The organism is Kitasatospora sp. NPDC047058 (assembly GCF_040643935.1).
Lineage (GTDB): Bacteria > Actinomycetota > Actinomycetes > Streptomycetales > Streptomycetaceae > Kitasatospora.
Window position 1 is genome coordinate 1 of sequence record NZ_JBEYVJ010000019.1, and the last position, 21690, is coordinate 21690.

General features: G+C 74.7%; 20 protein-coding genes and 1 pseudogene. 13 read left to right on the forward strand and 8 right to left on the reverse strand.

Translation table 11 applies throughout. The annotated features are described in order from the left end of the window. Positions 1–407 (reverse strand): annotated as a pseudogene (locus tag ABZ885_RS04780) (hypothetical protein); the annotation flags it as partial. 311 nt (positions 408–718) lie between these two features. On the opposite strand from ABZ885_RS04780, the gene nhaA reads away from it, so the two are divergent. The 4 genes from nhaA (at position 719) to ABZ885_RS04800 (ending at position 4468) form a co-directional block, all read left to right on the forward strand. Next, positions 719–2119 carry a Na+/H+ antiporter NhaA gene (nhaA, locus tag ABZ885_RS04785; protein ID WP_360183386.1) on the forward strand — a complete coding sequence of 467 codons (1401 nt, stop codon included), beginning with the start codon at positions 719–721 and terminating at the stop codon, positions 2117–2119. A 184-nt stretch (positions 2120–2303) separates the two neighbouring features. Further along, entirely contained in the window at positions 2304–2780 is a 477-nt protein-coding gene (locus ABZ885_RS04790) for a phage holin family protein (protein ID WP_360183388.1), read from the forward strand. A gap of 200 nt (positions 2781–2980) precedes the next feature. Further along, positions 2981–4045, forward strand: coding sequence for an alpha/beta hydrolase (locus ABZ885_RS04795; RefSeq protein WP_360183390.1), 1065 nt, complete (start codon positions 2981–2983; stop codon positions 4043–4045). 213 nt (positions 4046–4258) lie between these two features. Beyond that, positions 4259–4468: a hypothetical protein gene (locus ABZ885_RS04800; protein ID WP_360183392.1), complete on the forward strand. Its 210-nt coding sequence runs from the start codon at positions 4259–4261 to the stop codon at positions 4466–4468. Positions 4469–4601: 133 nt separating this feature from the next. Here ABZ885_RS04800 and ABZ885_RS04805 read toward each other — a convergent pair whose 3' ends face one another. The 7 genes from ABZ885_RS04805 to ABZ885_RS04835 form a co-directional block, all read right to left on the reverse strand. Next, entirely contained in the window at positions 4602–5786 is a 1185-nt protein-coding gene (locus ABZ885_RS04805; RefSeq protein WP_360183394.1) for a MarP family serine protease, read from the reverse strand. A 196-nt stretch (positions 5787–5982) separates the two neighbouring features. Continuing rightward, positions 5983–6717 carry a CoA pyrophosphatase gene (locus tag ABZ885_RS04810; RefSeq protein WP_360183395.1) on the reverse strand — a complete coding sequence of 245 codons (735 nt, stop codon included), beginning with the start codon at positions 6715–6717 and terminating at the stop codon, positions 5983–5985. Next, positions 6714–7691 carry an endonuclease III gene (nth, locus tag ABZ885_RS04815; RefSeq protein ID WP_360183397.1) on the reverse strand — a complete coding sequence of 326 codons (978 nt, stop codon included), beginning with the start codon at positions 7689–7691 and terminating at the stop codon, positions 6714–6716. Before nth ends, ABZ885_RS04810 begins: the two co-directional genes overlap by 4 nt. Before the next feature lie 127 nt (positions 7692–7818). Beyond that, positions 7819–8946: a citrate synthase 2 gene (locus ABZ885_RS04820; protein ID WP_360183399.1), complete on the reverse strand. Its 1128-nt coding sequence runs from the start codon at positions 8944–8946 to the stop codon at positions 7819–7821. A 117-nt stretch (positions 8947–9063) separates the two neighbouring features. Continuing rightward, entirely contained in the window at positions 9064–10116 is a 1053-nt protein-coding gene (locus ABZ885_RS04825; RefSeq protein WP_360183401.1) for an HAD-IIA family hydrolase, read from the reverse strand. Next, on the reverse strand, positions 10113–11030 hold the full coding sequence (locus ABZ885_RS04830; RefSeq protein WP_360183403.1) for an ornithine cyclodeaminase family protein: 918 nt from the start codon (positions 11028–11030) through the stop codon (positions 10113–10115). The genes ABZ885_RS04825 and ABZ885_RS04830 overlap by 4 nt, the downstream gene beginning before the upstream one ends. Beyond that, positions 11027–12328 (reverse strand): DUF4147 domain-containing protein, encoded by a 1302-nt coding sequence (locus tag ABZ885_RS04835; protein ID WP_360183405.1) that lies wholly within the window; start codon positions 12326–12328, stop codon positions 11027–11029. Before ABZ885_RS04835 ends, ABZ885_RS04830 begins: the two co-directional genes overlap by 4 nt. A gap of 227 nt (positions 12329–12555) precedes the next feature. Between ABZ885_RS04835 and ABZ885_RS04840 the strand changes: the two genes are divergently transcribed. The 9 genes from ABZ885_RS04840 to ABZ885_RS04880 all read left to right on the forward strand — a co-directional run bounded on the left by ABZ885_RS04840 (position 12556) and on the right by ABZ885_RS04880 (position 21672). Next, positions 12556–13695: a helix-turn-helix transcriptional regulator gene (locus ABZ885_RS04840; RefSeq protein WP_360183407.1), complete on the forward strand. Its 1140-nt coding sequence runs from the start codon at positions 12556–12558 to the stop codon at positions 13693–13695. Positions 13696–13948: 253 nt separating this feature from the next. Then, positions 13949–14122 carry a hypothetical protein gene (locus tag ABZ885_RS04845; RefSeq protein WP_360183409.1) on the forward strand — a complete coding sequence of 58 codons (174 nt, stop codon included), beginning with the start codon at positions 13949–13951 and terminating at the stop codon, positions 14120–14122. A gap of 69 nt (positions 14123–14191) precedes the next feature. Then, positions 14192–15631 carry an aldehyde dehydrogenase family protein gene (locus ABZ885_RS04850; RefSeq protein WP_360183411.1) on the forward strand — a complete coding sequence of 480 codons (1440 nt, stop codon included), beginning with the start codon at positions 14192–14194 and terminating at the stop codon, positions 15629–15631. A gap of 170 nt (positions 15632–15801) precedes the next feature. Then, on the forward strand, positions 15802–16485 hold the full coding sequence (locus ABZ885_RS04855) for a hypothetical protein (RefSeq protein ID WP_360183413.1): 684 nt from the start codon (positions 15802–15804) through the stop codon (positions 16483–16485). Then, positions 16472–17296: an SDR family oxidoreductase gene (locus tag ABZ885_RS04860; RefSeq protein ID WP_360183415.1), complete on the forward strand. Its 825-nt coding sequence runs from the start codon at positions 16472–16474 to the stop codon at positions 17294–17296. The genes ABZ885_RS04855 and ABZ885_RS04860 overlap by 14 nt, the downstream gene beginning before the upstream one ends. Further along, complete coding sequence (locus ABZ885_RS04865) at positions 17293–18273, forward strand: aldo/keto reductase (RefSeq protein WP_360183417.1); 981 nt, start codon at positions 17293–17295, stop codon at positions 18271–18273. The genes ABZ885_RS04860 and ABZ885_RS04865 overlap by 4 nt, the downstream gene beginning before the upstream one ends. Position 18274: 1 nt before the next feature. Further along, positions 18275–19369, forward strand: coding sequence for a Gfo/Idh/MocA family oxidoreductase (locus ABZ885_RS04870; RefSeq protein WP_360183419.1), 1095 nt, complete (start codon positions 18275–18277; stop codon positions 19367–19369). Between the two features lie 108 nt (positions 19370–19477). Then, positions 19478–20707, forward strand: coding sequence for an MFS transporter (locus tag ABZ885_RS04875; protein WP_360183421.1), 1230 nt, complete (start codon positions 19478–19480; stop codon positions 20705–20707). After that, positions 20704–21672 carry a peptidogalycan biosysnthesis protein gene (locus tag ABZ885_RS04880; protein ID WP_360183423.1) on the forward strand — a complete coding sequence of 323 codons (969 nt, stop codon included), beginning with the start codon at positions 20704–20706 and terminating at the stop codon, positions 21670–21672. Before ABZ885_RS04875 ends, ABZ885_RS04880 begins: the two co-directional genes overlap by 4 nt. Positions 21673–21690 lie beyond the last annotated feature (18 nt).

Genomic DNA, 21690 nt, shown 5'->3' on the forward strand with positions numbered 1-21690 from the left:
GATGAACCTGATCCAGTCCCAGCTCCCGCCCGCGGGCAGCCAGGGCTGACACCCGGACAGCACCGTGCCCCGGGTGGTCGCGACCACCCGGGGCACGGCCGTCCACGGTGTCCGTGGGCGTCCATGGGCGTCCGTCGGCGTCCGTCGGTGTCCGTCGACGTCGTCACGCCGACCTGGCCACGGCGGACGCGGCGCCGGTCAGACCGCCACGGGCTCCCGGCGCTCCGCTGCCCGCGGCGGTAGCCGGCGGCGTCCTCCCGCCCGGGATCGCAGGAGGTGTCCACCAAGCCGAGCGGCCCGCGGACCCTGGCCTCCAGCAGATCGTCATACCGCTGTCCGGCCGCGTCCGCCGGCAGCAGGCCCGCAGCCCGCAGCCCGCAGCCGAGGCTGGAGTAGCGCACCTGCGCGCCCGGGTCCGGCGCGCGGAGGAATCCGGGAGGCGTTCACCCGTCTGCACGCGGCCGGCTCCATTCGGGTACCGCCGGGTGCCACGTGGGGAGGCAGCAGAAGCCGCCGAGGCTTAAGTCCTGAAATATGGCAATCAGGATGTCTTCCCGCGCAACCGGCTAGAATGTCAAAGACGCATCAAGATCCCGCGAACCCGTCAAGCCCCCTTGAGGTCTCGCGAGGTCCCGCGTCACAGGGCGCGCCGGGAAGTCTGGTCGGCACTGCACCACAGGTGCATCCGTACGCCGTTCCCCGCCCCAGGAGGTCACGCGTGGCCAGCCAGCCGCCAGTCAACGAGCCGACGACCCGACGCCGCCAGCTCTTCGGCAGGCTGCCCCTCCCCGAGCGCACCTTCATCACCGACGCGCTGCGCACCGAGACGGTCGGCGGCGTCCTGCTGCTCGTCGCCGCCGTGGCGGCGCTGATCTGGGCCAACGTCTGGCCGGAGGCGTACGAGACCGTCCTCGACCACACCGTCGGACCGTCCACGCCGCTCCACCTGGACCTGACCCTGGAGGCCTGGGCCACGGAAGGCCTGCTGACGATCTTCTTCTTCGTGGCAGGCATCGAGCTCAAGCGCGAGTTCGTGGCGGGCGAGCTGCGCAGCCCGAGCGCCGCCGTACTGCCCGTCATAGCCGCGGTCTGCGGCGTGGCGCTGCCGGCGGTCCTGTTCGCCGTGACCAACTCCGGCAGCGGCGGACACCTGGGCGGCTGGGCGATCCCGACCGCGACCGACATCGCCTTCGCGCTCGGTGTGCTGGCCGTGGTGGGCAGTCACCTGCCGTCCGCGCTGCGGGCCTTCCTGCTGACCCTCGCCGTGGTGGACGACCTGATCGCGATCCTGATCATCGCGATCTTCTACAGCTCCGGCATCAAGCTCTGGGCACTCGGGCTGGCCCTCGCCGGCCTGGTGCTGTTCTGGTTCCTGCACCGGCGCGGCGTGCACGGCTGGTACCTGTACGTGCCGCTGGCCTTCCTGATCTGGGCGCTGATGCACGAGAGCGGTGTGCACGCCACGGTGGCGGGCGTCGCGATGGGCCTGATCCTGCGCTGCCACCGCGTCGGCGACGAGGAGCAGTCCCCCGGCGAACACATCGAGCACCAGGTCCGCCCGCTCTCGGCCGGGCTGGCCGTTCCCGTCTTCGCGCTGTTCGCCGCCGGGGTGACCGTCTCGGGGCCGGCGCTGGGCGAGGTGTTCACCCAGGCCACCCCGCTCGGGATCATCCTCGGCCTGCTGGTCGGCAAGACCGTCGGCATCTTCGGCGGCACCTGGCTGGTCGCCCGCTTCACCCGCGCCGAGCTGAACCCGCAGCTCAAGTGGGCCGACATGTTCGCCCTCTCGGTGCTGGCCGGCATCGGCTTCACCGTCTCACTGCTGATCAGCGAGCTGGCCTTTGCGGACGACCCGGCACTGGCCGACCGCTCCAAGGCGGCCGTGCTGGTGGGCTCACTGCTCTGCGCGCTGCTCGCCACCGTGCTGCTGAAGCTGCGGAACCGGCACTACCGCGAGCTGTGCGAGGAGGAGGACCGCGACCTCGACGACGACGGCGTCCCCGACGTCTACCAGCAGGACGACCCGGCCTGGCGGGCCCGGACGGCGAAGCCGGTCAACCACCCGGCGAACCGTGCCACGGACGGCCCGGACGGCCCCGCCTCCGACACGAACCGCTGACGGCACGGCCCCTCCGCACGGGAACACATCCCTCCGGCGGGGCCCCCGGAGTGGTGTGCGACTGACCGCTGGGGGCATGATTCTGAGCTGTCGACAGTCCACTGACGCCTCCGGGCCCCCTCCGGCACCCGGAACCACACCGCACGGCGGCGTCACGCCGCACAGCCGCAGAGGAGAACAGCTGATGCCCGCAGGAGCCGCAGACCCGTCCAGCAACGGCCGGGCGCCCTACGAGGGCGAGCGTTCGGTGGGGCAGCTGTTCGCCGCGGCCACCGCCGACCTGTCCGCCCTGGTCCACGACGAGATCGCGCTCGCCAAGGCCGAGCTGCGCGCGGACGTCAAGCGCGGCGTCTCGGGCGGTGTCTCGCTGACGGTCGCCGGTGTGGTGGCGCTGGCCTCCGTGCCGATGCTGAGCGCCGCTGCGGCGTACGGGATCCACGCGCTGGGACTCTCGCTCGGCTGGTCGTTCCTGATCGTGGCCGGCGGGTACCTGCTGCTCGCGGCGATCCTCGGACTGCTGGCGCTGCACTCGTTCAAGAAGATCGAGAAGCCGGTCCGCACCATCGAGGGCGCCCAGAAGACCGCCGACGTGCTGAAGAACGCCCGTCCGCGCCCCGCCACCCAGGAGGAGATCGACCGCGCCCTGGGCCGCATCCCGTAGTCCACCGCGGCTTCCGTCGGTTCCCACCGCGACGCCCGACAATCCGCACCACGGCGTCCCCCGGTCCGCACCGCGGCCCGGGGGACGCCATCGGGCAGTACGCCGGACGGTGCGCCGGGCGGCAGCCCCGCGGGCGGCCGGACGCACCGAGAACGAGTGCCGGGCGCGTCTCCGGCGAACGGATGTGACACGCTCTCGGTATGCCGCTCGACCAGAAGCCCCTGCCCGCGCAGCCGTCCGCCGGCTCCGACCCCGACCGCACGGACGGTCAGGACGCCGTCGGCGAGACCGCCGGCACCGCCGAGGGCGCGACCGGGATCGCCGGGGAATCCGGGGACGCCGCCCGGGCAGCGGCCGGGCCGGCCGCCTGGGACATCCGGCAGGCGGGCCCCTGGACGCACCGCGACCTCGCGGCCAACGGCGCCCGGTTCCACATCGCCGAGCTGGGCTCGGGCCCGCTGGTCCTGCTGGTGCACGGCTGGCCCGAGTACTGGTGGGCCTGGCGCCACCAGCTGACCGCGCTCGCCGAGGCCGGCTACCGGGCCGTCGCGCTCGACCTGCGGGGCATCGGCGGCAGCGACCGCACCCCGCGCGGCTACGACCCCGGCAACCTCGCGCTGGACATCACCGGTGTGATCCGCTCGCTCGGCGAGAACCGGGCGCACCTGGTCGGGCACGCCTCCGGCGGGACGCTGTCCTGGGTGGCGGCCGTGATGCGGCCGTCGGTGATCCAGAGCCTCACCGTGGTCTCCGCCGCGCACCCGCGCGACCTGCGCCGGGCGCTCCTGACCGACCGCCGCCAGATGGCCGCCTTCGAGCACGTGCTGGGCTTCCAGCGGCCGTGGATACCGGAACGCCGCCTGGTGGCCGACGACGCCGCGCTGGTCGGCCGCTACCTGGACGCCTGGACCGGCCGCAACCAGCTGGACCGGGCGGCGGTGGCCGCGTACCGGCAGGCGATCCAGATCCCCAGCACCGCGCACTGCTCGATCGAGCCGTACCGCTGGCTGCTGCGGTCGATGGCCCGTCCGGACGGCATCCAGTTCGCCCGCCGGATGAAGAAGCCGATCACCGCGCCGACCCTGCACGTCCAGGGCGCCTCGGACCCGGTGCTGCTGTCGCACACCGCGCTCGGCGGCGGGGAGTACGTGGCGGCACCGTACCGCTGGCGGCTCATGCCGGGGGTCGGGCACTTCCCGCACGAGGAGGCGCCGGAGGAGTTCACCGCCGAGCTGCTGGACTGGATCGGCCGGCACAAGGACTGAGCCCCGGCCCGGGGCGGCCCGGCGGACCCGGTCAGCCCGGCGGACCCGGGGGCGGCCGGACCCGGGGCCGTCCGGCTGGCCGGGACTTCGGACCTGAGACCCGGGACCAGGGACCCAACTCCCTTGACGGATTGCTCATATGACAAACGCATAGGACAAGTTGCCGCCCGTCGAAGCGGTTACGCCGACCGGCCCAGGGGCATCCATTGCGGTATGACCTGGATGCCCGATCGCGGCAGCGCCCCGCGCGGCCGACGCCACAACAGCTCGCAGAGGTCCGGCCACCGCCCCGACTGGGCGGACGACCTGGGGTACGACGGCGTGGACCGCCGTCAACGCTCGGCGCGGCGGCAGCTCGGCATCCCGCACATCCTCGGCCGGCGCGCCCGTTGGGTGGGCGCACGGCTGCGGCGCGAGACCTGAGGGCGCGCGCCGTTCCGGGCTCCGAGCCCGCCCCGAGGGCCTGAGCCTCGCGGGCTCGGTCCCAGCGGGCTTGATCCCCGAGGCCTGATCCCCGAGGGCCTGATCCCCGAGGGCTTGACCCCCGAGGGCTCGGTCAGAGCGCGCAGCCCTGGGTGTCCACCCGGCCGGTCGCGGTGCTCCCCTGGACGGCGTCCTCGCGCACCTCGGCGGCGGTCAGCACGTAGCCGGTGTCCGCGCTGTCCAGCGACTTCGCGAAGACCACGCCGAACACCTGGCCGTCCGGGGTGAGCAGCGGCCCGCCGCTGTTGCCCTGGCGGACCAGCGAGCGCACCGAGTAGACGTCGCGGACCACCGCGCCGCGGTGGTAGATGTCCGGGCCGTTGGCCTGGATCCGGCCGCGGATGCGGGCCGGCTGGACGTTGAAGGCACCGTTCTCGGGGAAGCCCGCCACGATCGCGTTGTCGTTGGTCTTGGCCTCGCCCGCGAAGGCGAGCGCGGGCGCGTTGAGCTTGGGCACGTCCAGGATCGCGATGTCGCGTTGCCAGTCGTAGCGGACGACGGTCGCGTCGTACAGCTGGCCGGCGCCGCCGATCTGCACGGTGGGTTCGTTCACGCCGCCGACCACGTGGGCGTTGGTCATCACCCGGTGCGGGGCGTAGACGAAGCCGCTGCCCTCCAGGGTCTTGCCGCAGGCGGTCGCGGCGCCGACCACCTTGACCAGGCTCTGCTTCGCCCTGGCCACCGCCGGGCTGGCGGCCAGCGCCGGGTCGGGCAGGTCGACCTGGGTGATCGGCTCGTGCTCGAAGGGGTTGAAGACCTGCGGGAAGCCGTTGCGGGCGAGCACCTTGGAGAAGTCGGAGAACCAGTTGGGCGCGTCCGAGGGCAGGGTGTCCTGGACGGCCCCGAGCACCCCGGAGCTGCGGACCTGCTTGGAGACGGTCGGCAGGGACGTTCCGGCGAGGGCCGAACCGATCAGCCAGGCCACCAGCAGCATCGAGATCACGTTGACCACGGCGCCGCCGGCCGCATCCAACGCCTTGGCCGGTCGTTTGTCGATGTGACCGCGCAGCTTCCAGCCGAAGTGCGTGGTGATCGCCTGGCCGACGGCCGCCAGCACGATGACCACCACCACGGCGATCACCGAGGCGGTGGTGCCGGGGCTGAGGTGGTCGAGCAGCAGCGGCAGCAGTTGGACGGCGATCAGGCCGCCGCCGAGGAAGCCGAGGACCGACATGACGCCGACCACGAACCCCTGGCGGTAACCCGACACGGCGAACCCGACGGCGGCGGCGATCAGCAGCAGATCCAGGACGTTCACTCCGACACCCTCCCACGACCCCCCCGGCCTCTACGCAAACGGCCTGGTGGGCGCCTGTGCGGACCACCGGGCGGGCGGCTGCCCGGGCGTCCGCGCGGACGCCCGGACGGGCGGTCCTGCCGACGCCCGTCCGTACCGCCCGGCCAACCCGTACCACCCGTACCACCCGGCCCGCCCGGCCCGCCCGGCCCGCCCGTCACGTCTTCCCGGCCTCGCCGCCCAGCAGCGCCCGGAAGCGGTCGCGCTCGCCGCCCTGGGCCAGCTCGATCGCGTCCTCCGAGAGGTCGACGGTCCGGGTGGTGTCCCAGGGCAGCTCCAGGCCGCTGTGGTGCAGCACCCGGTCGATCACCCCGGCGGTGAAGCCCCAGACCAGCCGGCCGCCGACGGCGAAGGCCGGGCCGAGGTGGCCGGACGGGTGACGCAGCCGGGCCCGGTTGGCCGGGTCGGTCAGCTCGGAGATCGGCACCCGGAAGACCGCGCCGGTCTCGCCCGCGTCCACCGGCCGGACCGGCGACTCGGTGCGCCACCAGCCGAGCACCGGGGTCACCACGAACCGGCTGACCGGGATGTACAGGGCGGGCAGCGCGGCGAAGACCTGCACGCCGGCGGGGTCGAGGCCGGTCTCCTCCCAGGCCTCGCGCAGCGCCGCCGCGACCGGACCGGGCCCGGCCGGGTCGCCGTCCTCCGGGTCCAGCGCGCCGCCGGGGAAGGACGGCTGACCGGCGTGCGAGCGCAGCGACCGGGCCCGCTCGATCAGCAGCAGGTCCGGGCCGTCCGCGCCCTCGCCGAAGAGCATCAGGACGGCGGCGGCGCGCCCGCCCTCGGCGGGCGGCAGGAAGCGGCTCAGCTGCTCGGGCAGCACCCGCTCGGCGGCGTCCCGGACCGGCTCCAGCCAGGCCGGCAGGCCGTCCCGTTCGATCACCGCGGTCATCCGGCCACCGCCAGGTCCGCGACGTGCCCCTGGTGCGCGGCGGCGTCGGCCCGCGCCGCCGCCTCGCCCGGATAGTCGGCGGGCGGCCGCAGCCGCTGGCCGGGCTGCCCGCCCATCTCGTACTTCAGCAGCTTCTTCGCCTTCTCCGGGTCGGTCTCGCCCTCCCCGTACGACGGGCAGAGCGGCGCGACCGGGCAGGCCCCGCAGGCCGGCTTGCGGGAGTGGCAGATCCGCCGGCCGTGGAAGACCACCCGGTGCGAGAGCATCGTCCAGTCCGACTTCGGGAAGATCTCCGCGACCGCCGCCTCGACCTTCTCCGGGTCCTCCTCCGCCGTCCACCCGAAGCGGCGCGCCAGCCGCCCGAAGTGGGTGTCGACGGTGATCCCCGGCACGCCGAACGCGTTGCCCAGCACCACGTTGGCGGTCTTGCGGCCGACACCCGGGAGGGTCACCAGGTCGGCCAGCCGACCGGGCACCTCGCCGCCGAAGTCGTCCCGCAGCGCGATCGAGAGGCCGATCAGCGACCTCGCCTTGGCCCGGAAGAAGCCGGTCGGCCGGATGATCTCCTCCAGCTCCTCCGGCACCGCCGCCGCCATGTCCTCCGGCGTCGGGTACTTCGCGAACAGTGCGGGCGTCGTCTGGTTCACCCGCAGGTCGGTCGTCTGCGCCGACAGCACGGTGGCCACCAGCAGCTCGAACGGGTTCTCGAAGTCCAGCTCGGGGTGCGCGTACGGGTACAGCTCCGCCAGCTCCCGGTTGATCCTCCGGGCCCGCCGCACCATCGCCAGCTGCGACTCCGGCTTCCGCGGCTTCACCGCCGCCGGCTTCTTCTCGACCGGCTTCTTCTCGGCCGGCCTCCCCGCCGCCGCCTTGACGGCCGTTTTCTTCGCCGCCGGCTTCTTCACCGCCGGCTTCTTCGCGGCCGCCGCCACCGCCGGCTCGGCCGCGGCCTTCCGGACCTTGCTCTCTGCCATGCCCGAAGGCTACGCCGAACAGCCCACCCGATGGCCGCTTTCGCCCACCGCCCGGACGCCGGTGCGGACGCGCCCGGGAGCCGCCCGCCCCGGACGGACGAGCGCCCCCGGACAGGGCGCGGCGGGCTCAGCCGCGGAAGATGCGGCCGTCCTGGCGCTTCAGGGCCTGGTTCCAGCCGGAGAGCCCGTCGGGCCGGACGCCGATCTCGCCCACGTAGGCGGCCGAGGGGCGGATGATCTTGCCGAGACGCTTCTGCTCCAGGATGTGCGCGCTCCAGCCCGCAGTGCGGGCGCAGGTGAACATCGGCGTGAACAGCTCGGCGGGGATCTCGGCGAAGTCGAGCACGACGGCCGCCCAGAACTCGACGTTGGTGGCGAGCACCCGGTCGGGCTTGCGCTCCTGCAGCTCGGCGAGCGCGGCGGCCTCCAGGGCGGCGGCGGCCTCGTAGCGCGGCGCGTCGAGCTCCTTCGCGGTGCGGCGCAGCAGCCGGGCGCGCGGGTCCTCGGCCCGGTAGACCGGGTGGCCGAAGCCCATCAGCCGCTTGCCGCCGTCCAGCAGGTTCTTGACGTAGCGACGCGCGTCGCCGGCCTCCTCGACCTCGTCCAACATGTGCAGCACCCGGGACGGGGCGCCGCCGTGCAGCGGGCCGGACATGGCGCCGATGGCGGCGGAGAGGCAGGCCGGGACGTCGGCGCCGGTGCTGGCCACGACACGGCCGGTGAAGGTGGAGGCGTTCATGCCGTGCTCGGCCGCGGACATCCAGTACGTGTCGACCGCCTTGACGTGCCGGGGGTCCGGCTCGCCGCGCCAGCGGATCATGAACCGCTCGACGATGTTATCCGAGCGGTCGATCTCGCGCTGCGACACCGCGGGCCGGCCGAGGCCGCGGGCGGCCTGGGCGACGAAGGAGAGGATCATCACCGAGGTCCGGGCCAGGTCCTCACGGGCCTGCGCGTCGTCGATGTCGATCAGCTGCTGGGTGCCCCAGTACGGGGTCATGGTGGCGATCGCGGCCTGGACGTCGGCACGGAGGTTGCCGGAGTGCACCGGGATCGGGAACGGCTCGGCGGACGGCAGACCACGGTCGAAGTCGCCGTCGACCAGCAGCCCCCAGATGTCGCCGTAGGAGACCTTGTCGACGAGGTCCTCGACGTCGATGCCGCGGTAGCGGAGGATGCCGCCGTCGCGGTCCGGCTCGGCGATCTGGGTGTCGAAGGCTACGACGCCCGCGAGTCCCGGGTTGACATCTGCCATGGTGTTGCTCCTCGCATGCGCTGATTCGGATTCAACGTGGTGGGTGGCGACGGCCGTCCGCCGTTGGGTCGGGGCGGCCGCCGGAGATCTGAGGGCCCCGCTTACGGGCGCGGGCGTCTAGGGTGTGCGGAGCAGGACCTCGGCCGCCGCGGCGGCCGGGTCGAGCGCCGGGATCTCGCCAGTGCGGTCCCGGGCCGTCCAGGCCGCCGCGCAGAGCGCCCGCAGGGCGTCCACCGGGTCGGGGCCGTGACCCTCCAGCAGCAGCAGCCCGTCCGCGGTCCGGGCCAGCCAGCCCCTGCAGTGGAACGCGTCGTCCCCGGCCGTGACCTCCGACTGCGGGGCGAGCAGGCCCCGCAGGTCGGCGGCGACGTAGGTGGGGCGCTCCCCGGGCGCGGCGGCGAGCAGTTGCCGGGCCGTCGTGACGCCGGTGAGCACCAGCAGGCTGTCCACGCCGCCGTTGACGGCGCCCGCGATGTCGGTGTCCAGGCGGTCCCCGACCACCAGCGGCCGGCGGGCGGCCGTCCGGAGCATCGACTCGCGGTGCATCACGGGCATCGGCTTGCCGGCGACCTGCGGCCGCGCGCCGGTCGCGGCCCGCACCACGCCGACCAGGGCGCCGTTGCCGGGCGCCCGGCCGCGCTCGGTCGGCAGGCTGAGGTCGGTGTTGGAGGCGATCCAGGGCAGTCCGGCCGCGACGGCGTAGGAGGCCTCGGCGAGCTGCGGCCAGCCGACCCCCGGGTCGAAGCCCTGGACCACCGCGGCCGGGCCGTCGGCGAGCGAGCCGACCGGCCGGAGCCCGTGCTCGCGCAGCGCCTCGTCGAGCCCGCGTCCGCCCACGACCAGGACGGCCGATCCGGCCGGCACCTGCTCGGCGATCAGCCGGGCCGCCGCCTGGGCCGAGGTGACCACGTCGTCGGCGCAGGTCGGCACGCCGAGCCGGGTGAGGTGGCCGGCGACATCGGCGGGGGTGCGCGAGGCGTTGTTGGTGACGTACGCCAGGCGCATCCCGGCCCGGCCGGCCCGGTTCAACGCGTCGACGGCGTGCGGTACGGCCTCGGGGCCGGCGTAGACGACGCCGTCCAGGTCCAGCAGGGCGGTGTCGTACTCCTCGGCCGGGGCGCGGGGGCAGCCGGCCGGCCGGAGATGGGCGGGGAGGGCGGGGGCGGTCATTCCGGGCTCCGGGGGGACGAGGGGGAGGCGGCGGCGACGGCCCGGGCGAGCAGCACCTCGGTGCCGGCCAGGCCGAGCGAGCAGAAGACGCTGAGCTGCCCGGAGGCGGTGCGGCCGGCTGCGCGGCCGGTCAGCACCGCCCCGAGGCCGAGCAGCCGTTCCGGTGCGACCACGAGGCCGCCGGGCTGGTCGTGAGCCTGCTCCGGGGCGTCGGTCACCACCGGCGCGGCCCGTTCGAACAGCGTGCGGGGGAGTTCGGACCGGCCCGGGCCCTTGGGGCCGACGGCGTTGACGTGCGTGCCGGGACGGACCCAGGCGCCGTCCAGGACGGGGGTGGTGCTGGAGGTGGCCACCACCAGGACGTCGCAGGGCTCGGCCGCGGCCCGCGCGTCGGCCACCGCCGTGGCGGCGAGCCCCAGCTCCCGGCTGGTCCGGGCAACGAACGCCTCGCGCGCGGCCGGGGTGCGGCCGTGCACGAGCACCGACCGCAGCGGCAGCACGGCGGCGAGGCAGCGCGCCTGCGCCCAGGCCTGCTCGCCCGTCCCGATCACGCCGAGCACGGCGCTGTCCGGCCGGGCCAGGGCGCGGGCGGCGACGGCACCGATCGCGCCGGTGCGCAGCGGGCCGAGCGCCCGGCCGTGCACCAGGGTGGTGAGCCGTCCGCCGTCCCAGACGGCCGTCAGCTGGTCGCCGTCGGCGACGGTGTCGTAGATCCGGCAGCCGTGGACGGACCCGGCGAGCCGGCCCGCGGTGACCACCAGGTCCCCGTCGGCCAGCGGCAGCCGCACCCGGGGCGGGGCGTGCAGCCGGCCCTCGGCGTGCGCGGTCAGGGCCCCGTGCATCACCTCGACCGCCATGAGCGGGGCGGTCGCCAGGACGTCGCGGTCGGTCAGCAGGCGCGGGGCGGGGTTCACCGGGGCACCGCCCCGTTGCCCCAGGAGAGCGCGTAGACGTCGCACACGTTGGTGCCGGTGACCCGGCCCGGCAGGCAGCCGCCGATCGCGGACAGTGCGGCGTGGGTGTCGTTGCGGTCGAGCAGCGCGCGCCAGTCCAGGCCGAGGCCGGCTGCGAGCCCGAGCGACTCCCCGGTGACCCGGGCGCCCATCACGCCGGGCAGGAAGTCCTGGCCGTCGGTGGCGAGGGCGGTGAACGAGGCGTCGGGGAGGCCGGGGAGCTCCGGCAGCATCGCCCAGGCGAGCTCCTGGCAGCGCCCGCCGCGGCCGGGGCCGCGGACCGAGACGGTGACCTCGCCCGCGCCCACCAGACAGACCGGTCCGGGCGTGCGCTCGGCGAGCCGACGGGCCGCCGCACCGATCCGGCGGGCCACCTCGCGGGCCTCGCCCTGGACGCTGTCGCCGAGGCTGAACGCCCGGTAGCCCTGGGCGCGGGCGGCTGCCAGGGCGGCGTCCAGTGCGGTTTGCGGGCCGCCGACCTCGACGTTGAGGATCGCCGGGTCGGCCTGGGCCGTCGCGGCGCGGCGGGCCAGGGCGGCGCGGACCCGGTCCACCACGGCGGGCGGCAGGGCCGGGGCGACCTCGGCGAGCACCTCGGCGGCCCGGGCGTAGTGCACCGAGCCCGGGTAGGAGAGCCCCGAGGCCACCGCCCGGGCTCCCAGCTGCACGTTGTCGGAGAGCACCAGCCCCAGCAGGCGGGCCCGGCCGGCCATCGGCAGCAGCGCCCCGGCGTGGATGCCGGAGACCGCCTTGCGCAGCTCGTTGATCCGGGTGACGTCGATCCCGGCCCGGAGCAGGGCGGTGGTCAGCAGCCCGAGGTCGTCCAGGCCCAGCGGCGCGGACGGCCGGCTCACCAGCGCCGAACCGCCGCCGGAGACGGCGAGGACGACCAGGTCCCGCTCGTCGAAGTCCCGGCCGCGCAGGTACTCCCGGACGGCCAGGCCGGCCCGCAGGCTGCCCGGGCCGGGCACCGGGTGGTCCCCCGGGACGACGGTGAACCCGGCGACCGGCCCGGCCGGCGCCGCGGGCACCGCCACCCCGGAGCGGAAGGCGGCCCCGGCGGCGGACCGGACGGCCGTGCCCATCTCCACCGCAGCCTTGCCTACGGCCACCACGTGCACCCGGCCGGCCCGTGCAAGCAGCCCGGCCGCGGGCCCGCGGCGCAGCGCCTCCCGGACCAGCCGGCCGCCGTGTGCGGCGGTCAGTCCCGCTTCGGCGATGCCCAGCGAGTCCGCCGGCGCCAGATCGACCGTGGTCACGCGTCCTCCCGGCGGCATAGCGCCGAATTACGGCGCGGAGTGAATTCGAACCCCCTGTGCCCCAGGTCACAGGAAATCGACTGAAGGCGGGACCGGGGGGCGGGCTAGATTTGCTGGCAAAGCGAGTGCATTTCGTCCGACCGGTCCGAACGCAGCCGACGTCGTGCACTGCGCTGAAGCCTGCCAAAACCACCGGCGGTCCAGAACAGAACAAGGGGGTCGTGTTCGTGCCTGGCGCAATCGCGAGGGGTACAAACTCGGACAAGAACGAGGGAACCGGTCCGGCCGGCTCCTGGGCGGAGAAGAGCATCGGCACCGCGCTCTACGCGTACGCCGTCGGCCGGGACTCGGTCGCGCTCGACGAACTCGTGATGGTGGCCGGGGGGCCCGAGCACGAGGCCCGGGCCGCCGTCGCCCAGCTGCTGGACCTGAGACTGTTGCGGGCGACGGTGGAGAGCGCCGACCGGCTGGTCGCGGTTCCGCCGGCCACCGCGGGCGCCCAGGTGCTGATCCCCGCGATCCGCGAACTGCACGACCGCCAGCAGGAGATCAGCCGGGTCTACTCCGAACTCACCACCCTGATGGCGGTGTACGAGGACAACACCCTCGGCAGCTTCGAGAACCAGCGGATGCAGTACGTCACCGACCTGGCGGCGGTACGCCAGATCATCACCGGACTGTCGGCCCGGGCCGGCAGCGAGGTGCTCACCTCCCAGCCCGGCGGCGCCCGGCCCGAGCCGGAGCTGGCCGAGGCCGTCGAACGCACCACCACGCTGCTCGGACGCGGGGTGCGGATGCGCACGCTGTACCAGCACGCCGCGCAGTTCAGCCCGCCCACCATCGAGCACGTGCGGATGCTGGCCGAGCTCGGCGCCGAGGTCCGCACCGTCAGCGACGCCTTCATGCGGCTCATCGTGTTCGACCGGGAAACCGCCATCCTCTCCCTGCACAACCATCCGCAGGGAGCGCTGGTGGTGCGCGAACCGAGCATCGTCGACTTCGCGGTGCAGTCCTTCGAGCGCGCCTGGGCCGAGGCCACCGAGTTCCCCACCGCCTACGAGCGCGACAACGTGGTCAAGACCTCGGACGAGGTGAAGCAGGCGCTGGTCCGCCTGCTGGTGGAGGGGTACGAGGACCGGGTCATCGCCAAGCGCCTGGGCATCTCCCTGCGCACCTACCAGCGCCACCTCTCCGAGGTGATGCGGCGGATCGGCGCCAGGAGCCGGGCGCACGCCGGCTACCTGCTGCACAAGGCCGAACAGCTGGAGCAGTCCGAACAGCCCGGCCGGCCGGTGCAGGCCGGGGCGGCCGCGCAGCCGTCGGAACCGGTGCCGGCGGGGCGATCCGGAATTCCCCGGCCCCGGTGAACCTGCGGCCGGACAGCGCGGGCTGATTCGCCCGCCCCCTTCGCCCCGAGGCCGGTCCGCAACGCGGACCGGCCTCCTCCGTTTTCCCCGCCGAGGTGCCACAGAAATCCCGGATGGGTGTTTTCTCCCCCCGCGCAGTTGCGCCAGTCATACCTGCGACACCTCGAATGCATTCGGCTCTCCCTATCCACGGTGCAGAGTTCTCGTGCACCCCGGAGTTCGCCCCACCGAGCCCGTACAGAGAGAACACACGATGCACACAAAGCACTTTTCCGTCGTCCCCAAGCTCACCGCCCTGCTGTTCGCGCTGGCAATTCCCGTTGCCGCTCTCGCGGCCGGCTCCGGCCACCCGGCGGGCGCCTCCGTCACCGCGGCCGTCTCCCCGACGAGCGGAGCGAACGCCGACGACGACCTCGGTTGGGGCTGAGCCGGCGCTCGCGGAACCGAGGCGTTCCGCACCCGTCATTCCACCCGTCGCAACAGGAAAGGACATGACGTGCGTCTCCGACACGACATCGGCGGCCGGCCGGCCGGGGGCACCGGGCACCGGGAGGTGCTGGACGCCCCCGATGCCCGGCCGCTCTACGAAGTGCCCGAGGCGACGGACGCCGAGATCGACCGGGCGGCCGGTCTGGCGGCCGGGGCCTTCCGGTCCTGGCGGCGTTCGACACAGGCGGAACGGGCGGCCGTGCTCCGCGGCGCCGCCGCCCGGCTGCGGGAGCGCCGCGGGGAACTCGGCGCCCTGCTCGTCCGGGAGACCGGCCGGGTCGCCGGCCAGGCGGTCCGCGAGGTCGACGGCGCCGCCCGGATCCTCGACCAGTACGCGCAGGTGGACCTGGCGGAGTCCGGCCGCGTGATCAACCGCTCCTCCCCCCGCGTGTGGGGAGTCGAGGTCGCCGAGCCGCTCGGCGTGGCGGCCCTGGTCAGCGCCTGGAACGTCCCCCTGCAGCTCGCCGCGCACAAGGTGGGCGCCGCCCTCACGGCCGGCTGCACCGCCGTCCTCAAGCCGTCCCCGCTGGCCGCCGCGGCGGTCCAGGGCCTCGCGGACGCGCTGTACGCCGCCGGACTGCCGCACGGCGTGCTCTCCGTCCTGCACGGCGGCGCGGACACCGCCCGGGCGCTGCTCGCCCACCCCGAGGTCCGGGTGGTCTCCTTCACCGGCGGCGACGCGGCCGGCCGGGAGATCATGGCGGCCGCCTCCGACGGTCTGAAGAAGGTCGTCCTGGAACTCGGCGGCAAGAGCGCCAACGCGGTGTTCGCCGACGCCCCGATGGACCGGGTCGTGGACGGCCTGGTGGCGGGCTTCACCCGCAACCAGGGCGCCGTGTGCACTGCCGCCACCCGCATCCTGATCCAGCGCCAGGCGTACGACGAGGTCGTCGAGCGGCTGTCCCGCGCGGTGAAGAACCTGCAGGTCGGCGACCCGTACACGGCCGGCCCCGAGATCGGCGCGCTGCGCCACGCGGAGCTCGCCGCCACCATGGACACCGTCCTCGCCGGGAGCCGGCTGCAGGCCGGCGTCACGGTGACCGGCGGGGAGCGCGTCGAGGTCGCCGGCCGGACCGGCAGCTACCGTGCACCCGCCCTGATCACCGCCGGGCGGACGGCGGACGTCCCACTCGCCCGTCGCGAACTCTTCACCCCGGTGGCGGTGGTGGTCCCGTTCGACGACGAGGACGAACTCGTCGCCGCCGTCGAGGACAGCGACCACGGCCTGGCGGCAGGCCTGTGGACCGGCGACGTCGAGCGGGCCGAACGCATCTGGGACCAGCTGACCGTCGGCACCGTCTACCTCAACTCCTACCACCGCATCGACGCCATCCCGCTGGCCTCCGGAGGCCGCCGCGCCTCCGGCTTCGGCAGCGAGGGCGGCCGCCGCGGGGTCGAGGAGTTCATGGCGCCCAAGGCCATCCACTTCCCCCGCACCGGCTGGTGACCCGCTCACCGGCCGGACCACCACCGCACCGGCCGGCAACCGGCGCCGCCCGACACCCGGACGGCCCGTCACCGGCCGGCCCGGTGCACCGACCTGCCCGTCCGACCGTGTCCGTGGCCCGCTCCGGCCGCCACGGGCCACGGCCCGCCCGAACACGGAGACCACACAGCATGAGCCAGTACCGACTCGCCGCCGGCCGGATCGTCCAGCGCATCGAGCGGCCCGACGCCGAGGTCGTCGCCGCCTTCGCCGGCTACTACACCGGCATCGTCCTCGACTCGATGCGCAAGAGCGGCGCCATGGACGTCGGCCTCGCCCCGCTCGCCCCCGGCACCAGGGTCTGCGGCCCGGCCGTCACCTGCTTCGGGGCCGACCTGTCGATCCGCCGGATGGCGATCGACCTGGCCGAGCCCGGCGACGTCCTGGTGGTGGCCGCCGGCGGGATCCGCGACCGCGCCTGCTTCGGCGACGGCACCGCCCAGCGGATGACCATGAAGTCCATGGCCGGAGCGGTGGTGGACGGCGCGGTCCGCGACGCGGCCGGACTGCGCGAGCTCGGCTTCCCGACCTTCTGCCTCGGTGTCACCCCGCGCAACTACCACTACCCGATGGAGGCCGAGGAGGGCGCCGTCAACGTCCCGGTGGTCTGCGGCGGCGTTCCCGTCGAGCCCGGCGACCTGATCCTCGGCGACGACGACGGCGTGGTCGTGGTGCCGCGCGCGCTGGCCCCGGAGATCCGGCACGAGGTGGCGGCGAAGCTGGCCGCCGAGCGCGAGGTGCGCGGGTCGTGGACCGGCTACGAACCGTTCGACGTCGTGGACGAGCTGAAGCAGCGCGGCTATGCCTTCGAGTAGCCCCCCGGCGGGCGGCACTGCCGGGGGTGTCCCAGCGGCCCCGCGGACGGCGCTGGTCACCGGCGCCGGCGGCGGCGGCGTCGGCACCGCCGTCGCGCACCGCCTGGCCCGAACGCACCACGTCCTGCTGAACGGCGCACCCCGGCACCGCCCCGCCCTCGAAGAGCTCGCCGCCGCGATCCGGGCCGCCGGCGGCAGCGCCGAACCCCTCGTCGCGGACGTCACCGACCGCGACGGGCTGCACGCCGCACTGGCCGGCCGCCCGGTGGACGCCTTCGTCCACAACGCGGCACCCTCGCTGCCGCACCGGCCGGTCCACCTGTTGTCCCCCGAGGACTGGCGCGGGAACGTGGAGCCGGTCCTCGGCGGCGCGCTGAACGGCGTGGGCCTGGTGGCCCCCGGCATGATCGGACGTGGATCCGGCCGGATCGTCCTGGTCTCCTCCAGCGCGGCCTTCCGCGGCACCTTCGGCCGCAGCGCCTCGTACGCCGCCGCCAAAGCCGCCCTGCACGGGCTGGTCGCCCAACTCGCCCTGGAACTCGGGCCGTACGGCATCACCGCGAACGCCGTCGCGCCCAGCCAGGTGGCCACCCCCCGGGCCCTTCGCGGCGGCCGCCGGACGCCCGAGTCGCTGAGCCGGCAGGCCGCCGCCGTCCCGCTGCGCCGGATCGGCGAGCCGGACGACGTCGCCTCGCTGATCGCCTACCTGTGCGGCGCCCCGGCCGGCTACCTGACCGGCCAGGTGATCCGGGTCGACGGCGGCTCGTCCCTGGCCCCGCCCACCACGATGACTACGGAGATGAACACGTGAACGCAACCGTCCTGCCCAAGAGCCGCTTCGGCCGGGCCGGAGCCGCCGTCAGCCGGATCGGCCTGGGCACCTACCACCTGACGTCCGACCGCTCGGTGCCGCACGACGAGGCCGTGGCGATGGTCCGCGAGGCCGTCCGGCTCGGCGTGACCGCGATCGACACCGCCCCGCTGTACGGACTCGGCGAGGCGGAGTTCATCGTCGGCGAGGCGCTGCGCCCGGTCGGGGACGAGGTCTTCCTGATCAACAAGGTCGGCCGGTTCGAGAAGAGCATCCTCGCCCGCCACGGCGACTCCTGCTACAGCTCCAAGGAACTGATCCGGGCCCAGTTCGAGCACAGCATGCGTCTGCTCGGCCGCGACCGGCTCGACATGCTGCTGCTGCACGAGAGTGACTGGGCCGAATGGTGGGAGGACCTCGCCACGGCCCGCGGGCCGGTCATGGAACTCGTGGACGAGCTGAAGGCCGAGGGCCGGATCGGCGGCGTCGGCCTGTCCGCCCGCAAGCCGGAGGAGACCAGGCGGCTCTGCGACACCGGCCGGTTCGACTCGATCCTCTACGTGCACTACTGCAACCTGGTCTGGCAGGAGTCGGTGGACGGGATCCTCCCGCACGCCGAGGCCCAGGACATGGGCGTCGCGATCGGCGCCCCGTACCGCCAGGGCCTGCTGCTCGGCGGCGGCCCCGAGCAGGCGGCCCGGTTGCGCGCCGAGCGCCGCGCCTCGGTTCCCCCGGGGATCGTCCGGCGGATCGAGGAGGCGGAGCGGATCGCAGCCGGGGCCGGGCTCTCCATGCCCGAACTGGGGCTGCGCTGGCTGCTGTCCCAGCCGCGGGTGCACACCGTCATGGTCGGCCCGCGCAACGTGCGGGAGCTGGAGCAGAACGTCGAGTGGGCCGCCAAGCCGCCGCTCGAGGAGGCGCTGCTCAAGGAGATCGCCGGCCTGCGCGCGATCGAGCCCGGCTCGTGGGAGGCCTGACGTGACCGAACTCCGGGTAGCAGTGATCGGCCGCACCGGCGGCGGGAACTACGGCCACCAGCTCGACCGGGCGTTCGCCGTGGAACCGCGGGCGCGGATCGTCGCGGTCGCCGACGCCGACGAGGCGGCCGGCCGCGAGAAGGCCGCCGAACTCGGCGCACCGCAGCACTACACCGACCACCGCCGGATGCTGGAGCAGGAGCGCCCCGACATCGTCGTGGTCGCGCCCCGGCACCTGGACTGCCACCAGGAGCTGGTGCTGGACTCCCTCGCCGCGGGCGCCCACGTCTACTGCGAGAAGCCCATCGCGCAGAGCCTGGCCCAGGCCGACACCATGGTGGAGGCCGCGCAGCAGGCCGGCCTGCGGCTCGGCAACGCGCTGCCCTTCGTCCACGAGCCGCGGTTCCGGCAGGTCAGGGAGATCCTGGAGTCCGGCCGGATCGGCGACGTGGTGCAGTACCGCGCGGTGTGCAAGTGGGACCACCGCGGCGGCGGGCAGGACTTCCTCATCCTCGGCGTGCACTTCGCCGACATGCTGCGCCGACTGGCGGGCGACCCGGTCGACTGCTTCGCCCGGGTCTCGGCCGGCGGGCGTCCGCTCTCCCCCGAGCACGTCGAGTCCGGCCCGGAGGCGGCCGGCCTGGTGGCGGGGGACGCCATCCACGCCTCGTACGGGTTCGGCGGCCGGCGCATCGGCACGATCGAGTCCTGGCGGGTGGGCATCGAGGAGCGCCCGCTCCAGCCGTACCGGCTGGAGATCCGGGGCACCGAGGGCATCCTGACGGTCCGCGCCCCCTACGCCGACCACTCGCTCTGGTACTACCCGCTGCCCGAGGTCGTCCCCGGCGGCCCCGGGTGGGAGCGGCTGGACACCGAGGAGATCCCGTTCTACGGGCGCTACCACCAGCTCGCGGCGACCGACTTCGTCGACGCGGTGCTGGAGGGCCGGCCACCGGCCTGCAGCGGGGAGGACGGCCTGGCCGCGCTGGAGATGATCCACGCGGCGTACCAGTCGGAACTGGCCGGCGGCCCCGTCGCGTTCCCGCTGGTCAACCGCGAGCACCCGCTCGACAAGCTGTTCGCCGCGGCCCGCTGAGCCACCGGGCGGTGCGGGCCCCCCGCCCGCACCGCCCGCGCGCTCCCCGCGACCGCACCCGCCCCGCGACCCCGCCACCCCGCGCCCGCCCGCTCCGAGAGGAGTCCCGTGGACGGCACCCCACCGTCACCGCCACCCGCCGCCACCATGCACAGGTTCTGGCTGCTCACCCTCGCCGCCGCCGTCTCCAAGCTCGGCAACACCTTCCTGAACCTGGCCATGCCGTGGACCCTGCTGGCCGACACCGGCTCGCCGCTGCTGGCCGCCCTGAGCCTCGGGGTGCAGAACCTGCCGTACGTCGCCTCGCCTCTGCTGGGCGGCCTGATCGACCGGTACGAGCGCCGCAGGGTCTTCCTGGTCTCCGAACTGGTCCAGGGCGTGGCGGTGGCCCTCATCCCGCTGCTGCTGGCCTCCCGTCAGATCGCCGGGATCCTGGTGCTGCTGCTGGTGGTGGGCTGCGCGAGCGTGGTGTCCAACCTGACCAGCGACTTCAGCCTGGTGCCCGCGCTCTCCCCGCCGGCCCGGCTGGCCGAGGCGTACAGCGCGTACGCCTCGACCGTCTCGGTGGCGCGCTGCGTCGGGCCGGCGGTCGCCGGTGCCGTCCTCGCCACGACGGGCCCCGCCTGGGCGCTGTGGATCGACGCGGCCACCTTCCTGGTCACCGCCGCGGTCGCGGTCACCCTGCCGAAGCAGCCGCCCGCCCCGGCGGCGGCTGGCTTCCTGACCATGCTGTCGGAGGGCTTCCGGAGCTTCCGCCGGCTGCCCGGCGTGGTCCGGCTCACCGTGGTGCTGGCGCTCTACAACCTCGGCGCGGGCAGCATGCCGGCGATCGTGGTGGTGCTCGCCAAGGACGCCTGGCACTGGTCGTCCGGGCAGGCCGGGCTGGTGCTCGCGGCCGGCGCGGCGGGCAGCGCGCTCGGTGCCTGGCTCGGCCCGCGGGTGCTCGCCGGGGCGTCGACCGCGCGGCGGGTCGGCTGCTGGTTCGGCGTCTGCACGGTGGCCTGCGCCCTGCTGGTGCCGCCGTGGCCGGCGCTCACCGTCCTCGGGTTCTTCGCCCTGATGGCCGGTGAGGGCGGCATGAACGTGACCACCAACGAGTACCGGTTCCGGGCGATCCCGGACGCGCTGACCGGCCGGGTCAACTCCATCATGCGGGCGTTCATCGTCGGGGCCACGGTGCTCTCCTCGGTGCTGCTCGGGTGGTCGGTGGACCTCTCCGACCAGCTGCTGCGCCTCGCGCCGGCGCTGATCGGCGCGGCCGCCGCCTGTGCGGCCTGGGCGGCCGTGCGACCGGAGCCGTTCGGCGCCACCGGCCGGAGCGAGGAGCAGCGGGCATGAACATCGAGGACCGGGACGGGCTGCGGGTCGCCGTGGCCGGGACCGAGGAGGCCCTGGCCCACGACTGGCGGGCCGCTCCTCCCGCCGCCGACGTGGTCCGGGTCAAACGGCCCGACCGCGCCCGCTGGCCGGAGCTGGAACGGGCGGGCTTCGTGGTGAAGCCCGGCTGGGTGAACTGGCGGGCGCCGCTGGGGGCCTCCGAGGAGGAGTACCTGGCCGCGCTGCCCGCCTCGGAGCGCCGCAACTTCCGGCTCGGCCGACGGTTCGCCGAGGAGCAGGACGTCGAAGTGGTCGTCCGGGACGGCCTGACCGCGCACGAGCTGGACGCCTTCCTGACGGTGTACGACGCACAGATCGCGGCCATGCCGCACGGCGTCGCCTACGCCCGGCGCCAGCAGGAGCAGTTGTGGGAGCGGCGCGCGGAGCACGTCGCCGTGTACGCCCACCGGGGCGGCACCCTGGTGGCGGGCTGCCTCTGCCTGGTCCGGCCCGCGGAGTCGGTGTTGCAGCTGCGCTTCGCGGCCGCCGCGCCGCAGGAACGCCAGGCCCGGCTGCAGCGCGCGCTGTACCTGGCGGCGATGCGGGCGGCGCGCGAGCGCCGCCTGGCGGTGATGTCGCTGGGCAACGACCCGTCCCTGTACGGGCACGTGGCCGGGACCGGCCTGTTCCGGTTCAAGGCCCGGTCGGGCTTCACCCCGACGCCCTCGCACCTGGTCGACCCGGGCGTCGGCGGGGACGAGGCGGACCTGTTCCTCGGGCTGCGGGGGCTGTCCGACCCGTCACTGCTGCTGGCGTACTCCGCGCCGGACCCGGCAGCGCCGCTGCGGCTGCTGGTGCTGACCGACGACGGCGCCGCCCGGGCGGCCGACGCGCCGGGCCCGGACGTGACGCAGTACCGGGCGGACTTCCTCGCCGGTGTGGCCCTCCACCCGGTCCGGCCGGCCGTCGGCGACCGGAGTCGCTGAGCCCTACCCCGGCCCGCA

Bases quoted from the DNA above. Each gene is read 5' to 3' on its own strand.
- ABZ885_RS04795 (WP_360183390.1), top strand. From the start codon at position 2,981: ATGCCGCTCGACCAGAAGCCCCTGCCCGCGCAGCCGTCCGCCGGCTCC.
- ABZ885_RS04825 (WP_360183401.1), bottom strand. From the start codon at position 10,116: ATGACCGCCCCCGCCCTCCCCGCCCATCTCCGGCCGGCCGGCTGCCCC.
- ABZ885_RS04790 (WP_360183388.1), top strand. From the start codon at position 2,304: ATGCCCGCAGGAGCCGCAGACCCGTCCAGCAACGGCCGGGCGCCCTAC.
- ABZ885_RS04845 (WP_360183409.1), top strand. From the start codon at position 13,949: ATGCACACAAAGCACTTTTCCGTCGTCCCCAAGCTCACCGCCCTGCTG.
- ABZ885_RS04810 (WP_360183395.1), bottom strand. From the start codon at position 6,717: ATGACCGCGGTGATCGAACGGGACGGCCTGCCGGCCTGGCTGGAGCCG.
- ABZ885_RS04860 (WP_360183415.1), top strand. From the start codon at position 16,472: ATGCCTTCGAGTAGCCCCCCGGCGGGCGGCACTGCCGGGGGTGTCCCA.
- ABZ885_RS04820 (WP_360183399.1), bottom strand. From the start codon at position 8,946: ATGGCAGATGTCAACCCGGGACTCGCGGGCGTCGTAGCCTTCGACACC.
- nth (WP_360183397.1), bottom strand. From the start codon at position 7,691: ATGGCAGAGAGCAAGGTCCGGAAGGCCGCGGCCGAGCCGGCGGTGGCG.
- ABZ885_RS04855 (WP_360183413.1), top strand. From the start codon at position 15,802: ATGAGCCAGTACCGACTCGCCGCCGGCCGGATCGTCCAGCGCATCGAG.
- ABZ885_RS04880 (WP_360183423.1), top strand. From the start codon at position 20,704: ATGAACATCGAGGACCGGGACGGGCTGCGGGTCGCCGTGGCCGGGACC.
- ABZ885_RS04800 (WP_360183392.1), top strand. From the start codon at position 4,259: ATGACCTGGATGCCCGATCGCGGCAGCGCCCCGCGCGGCCGACGCCAC.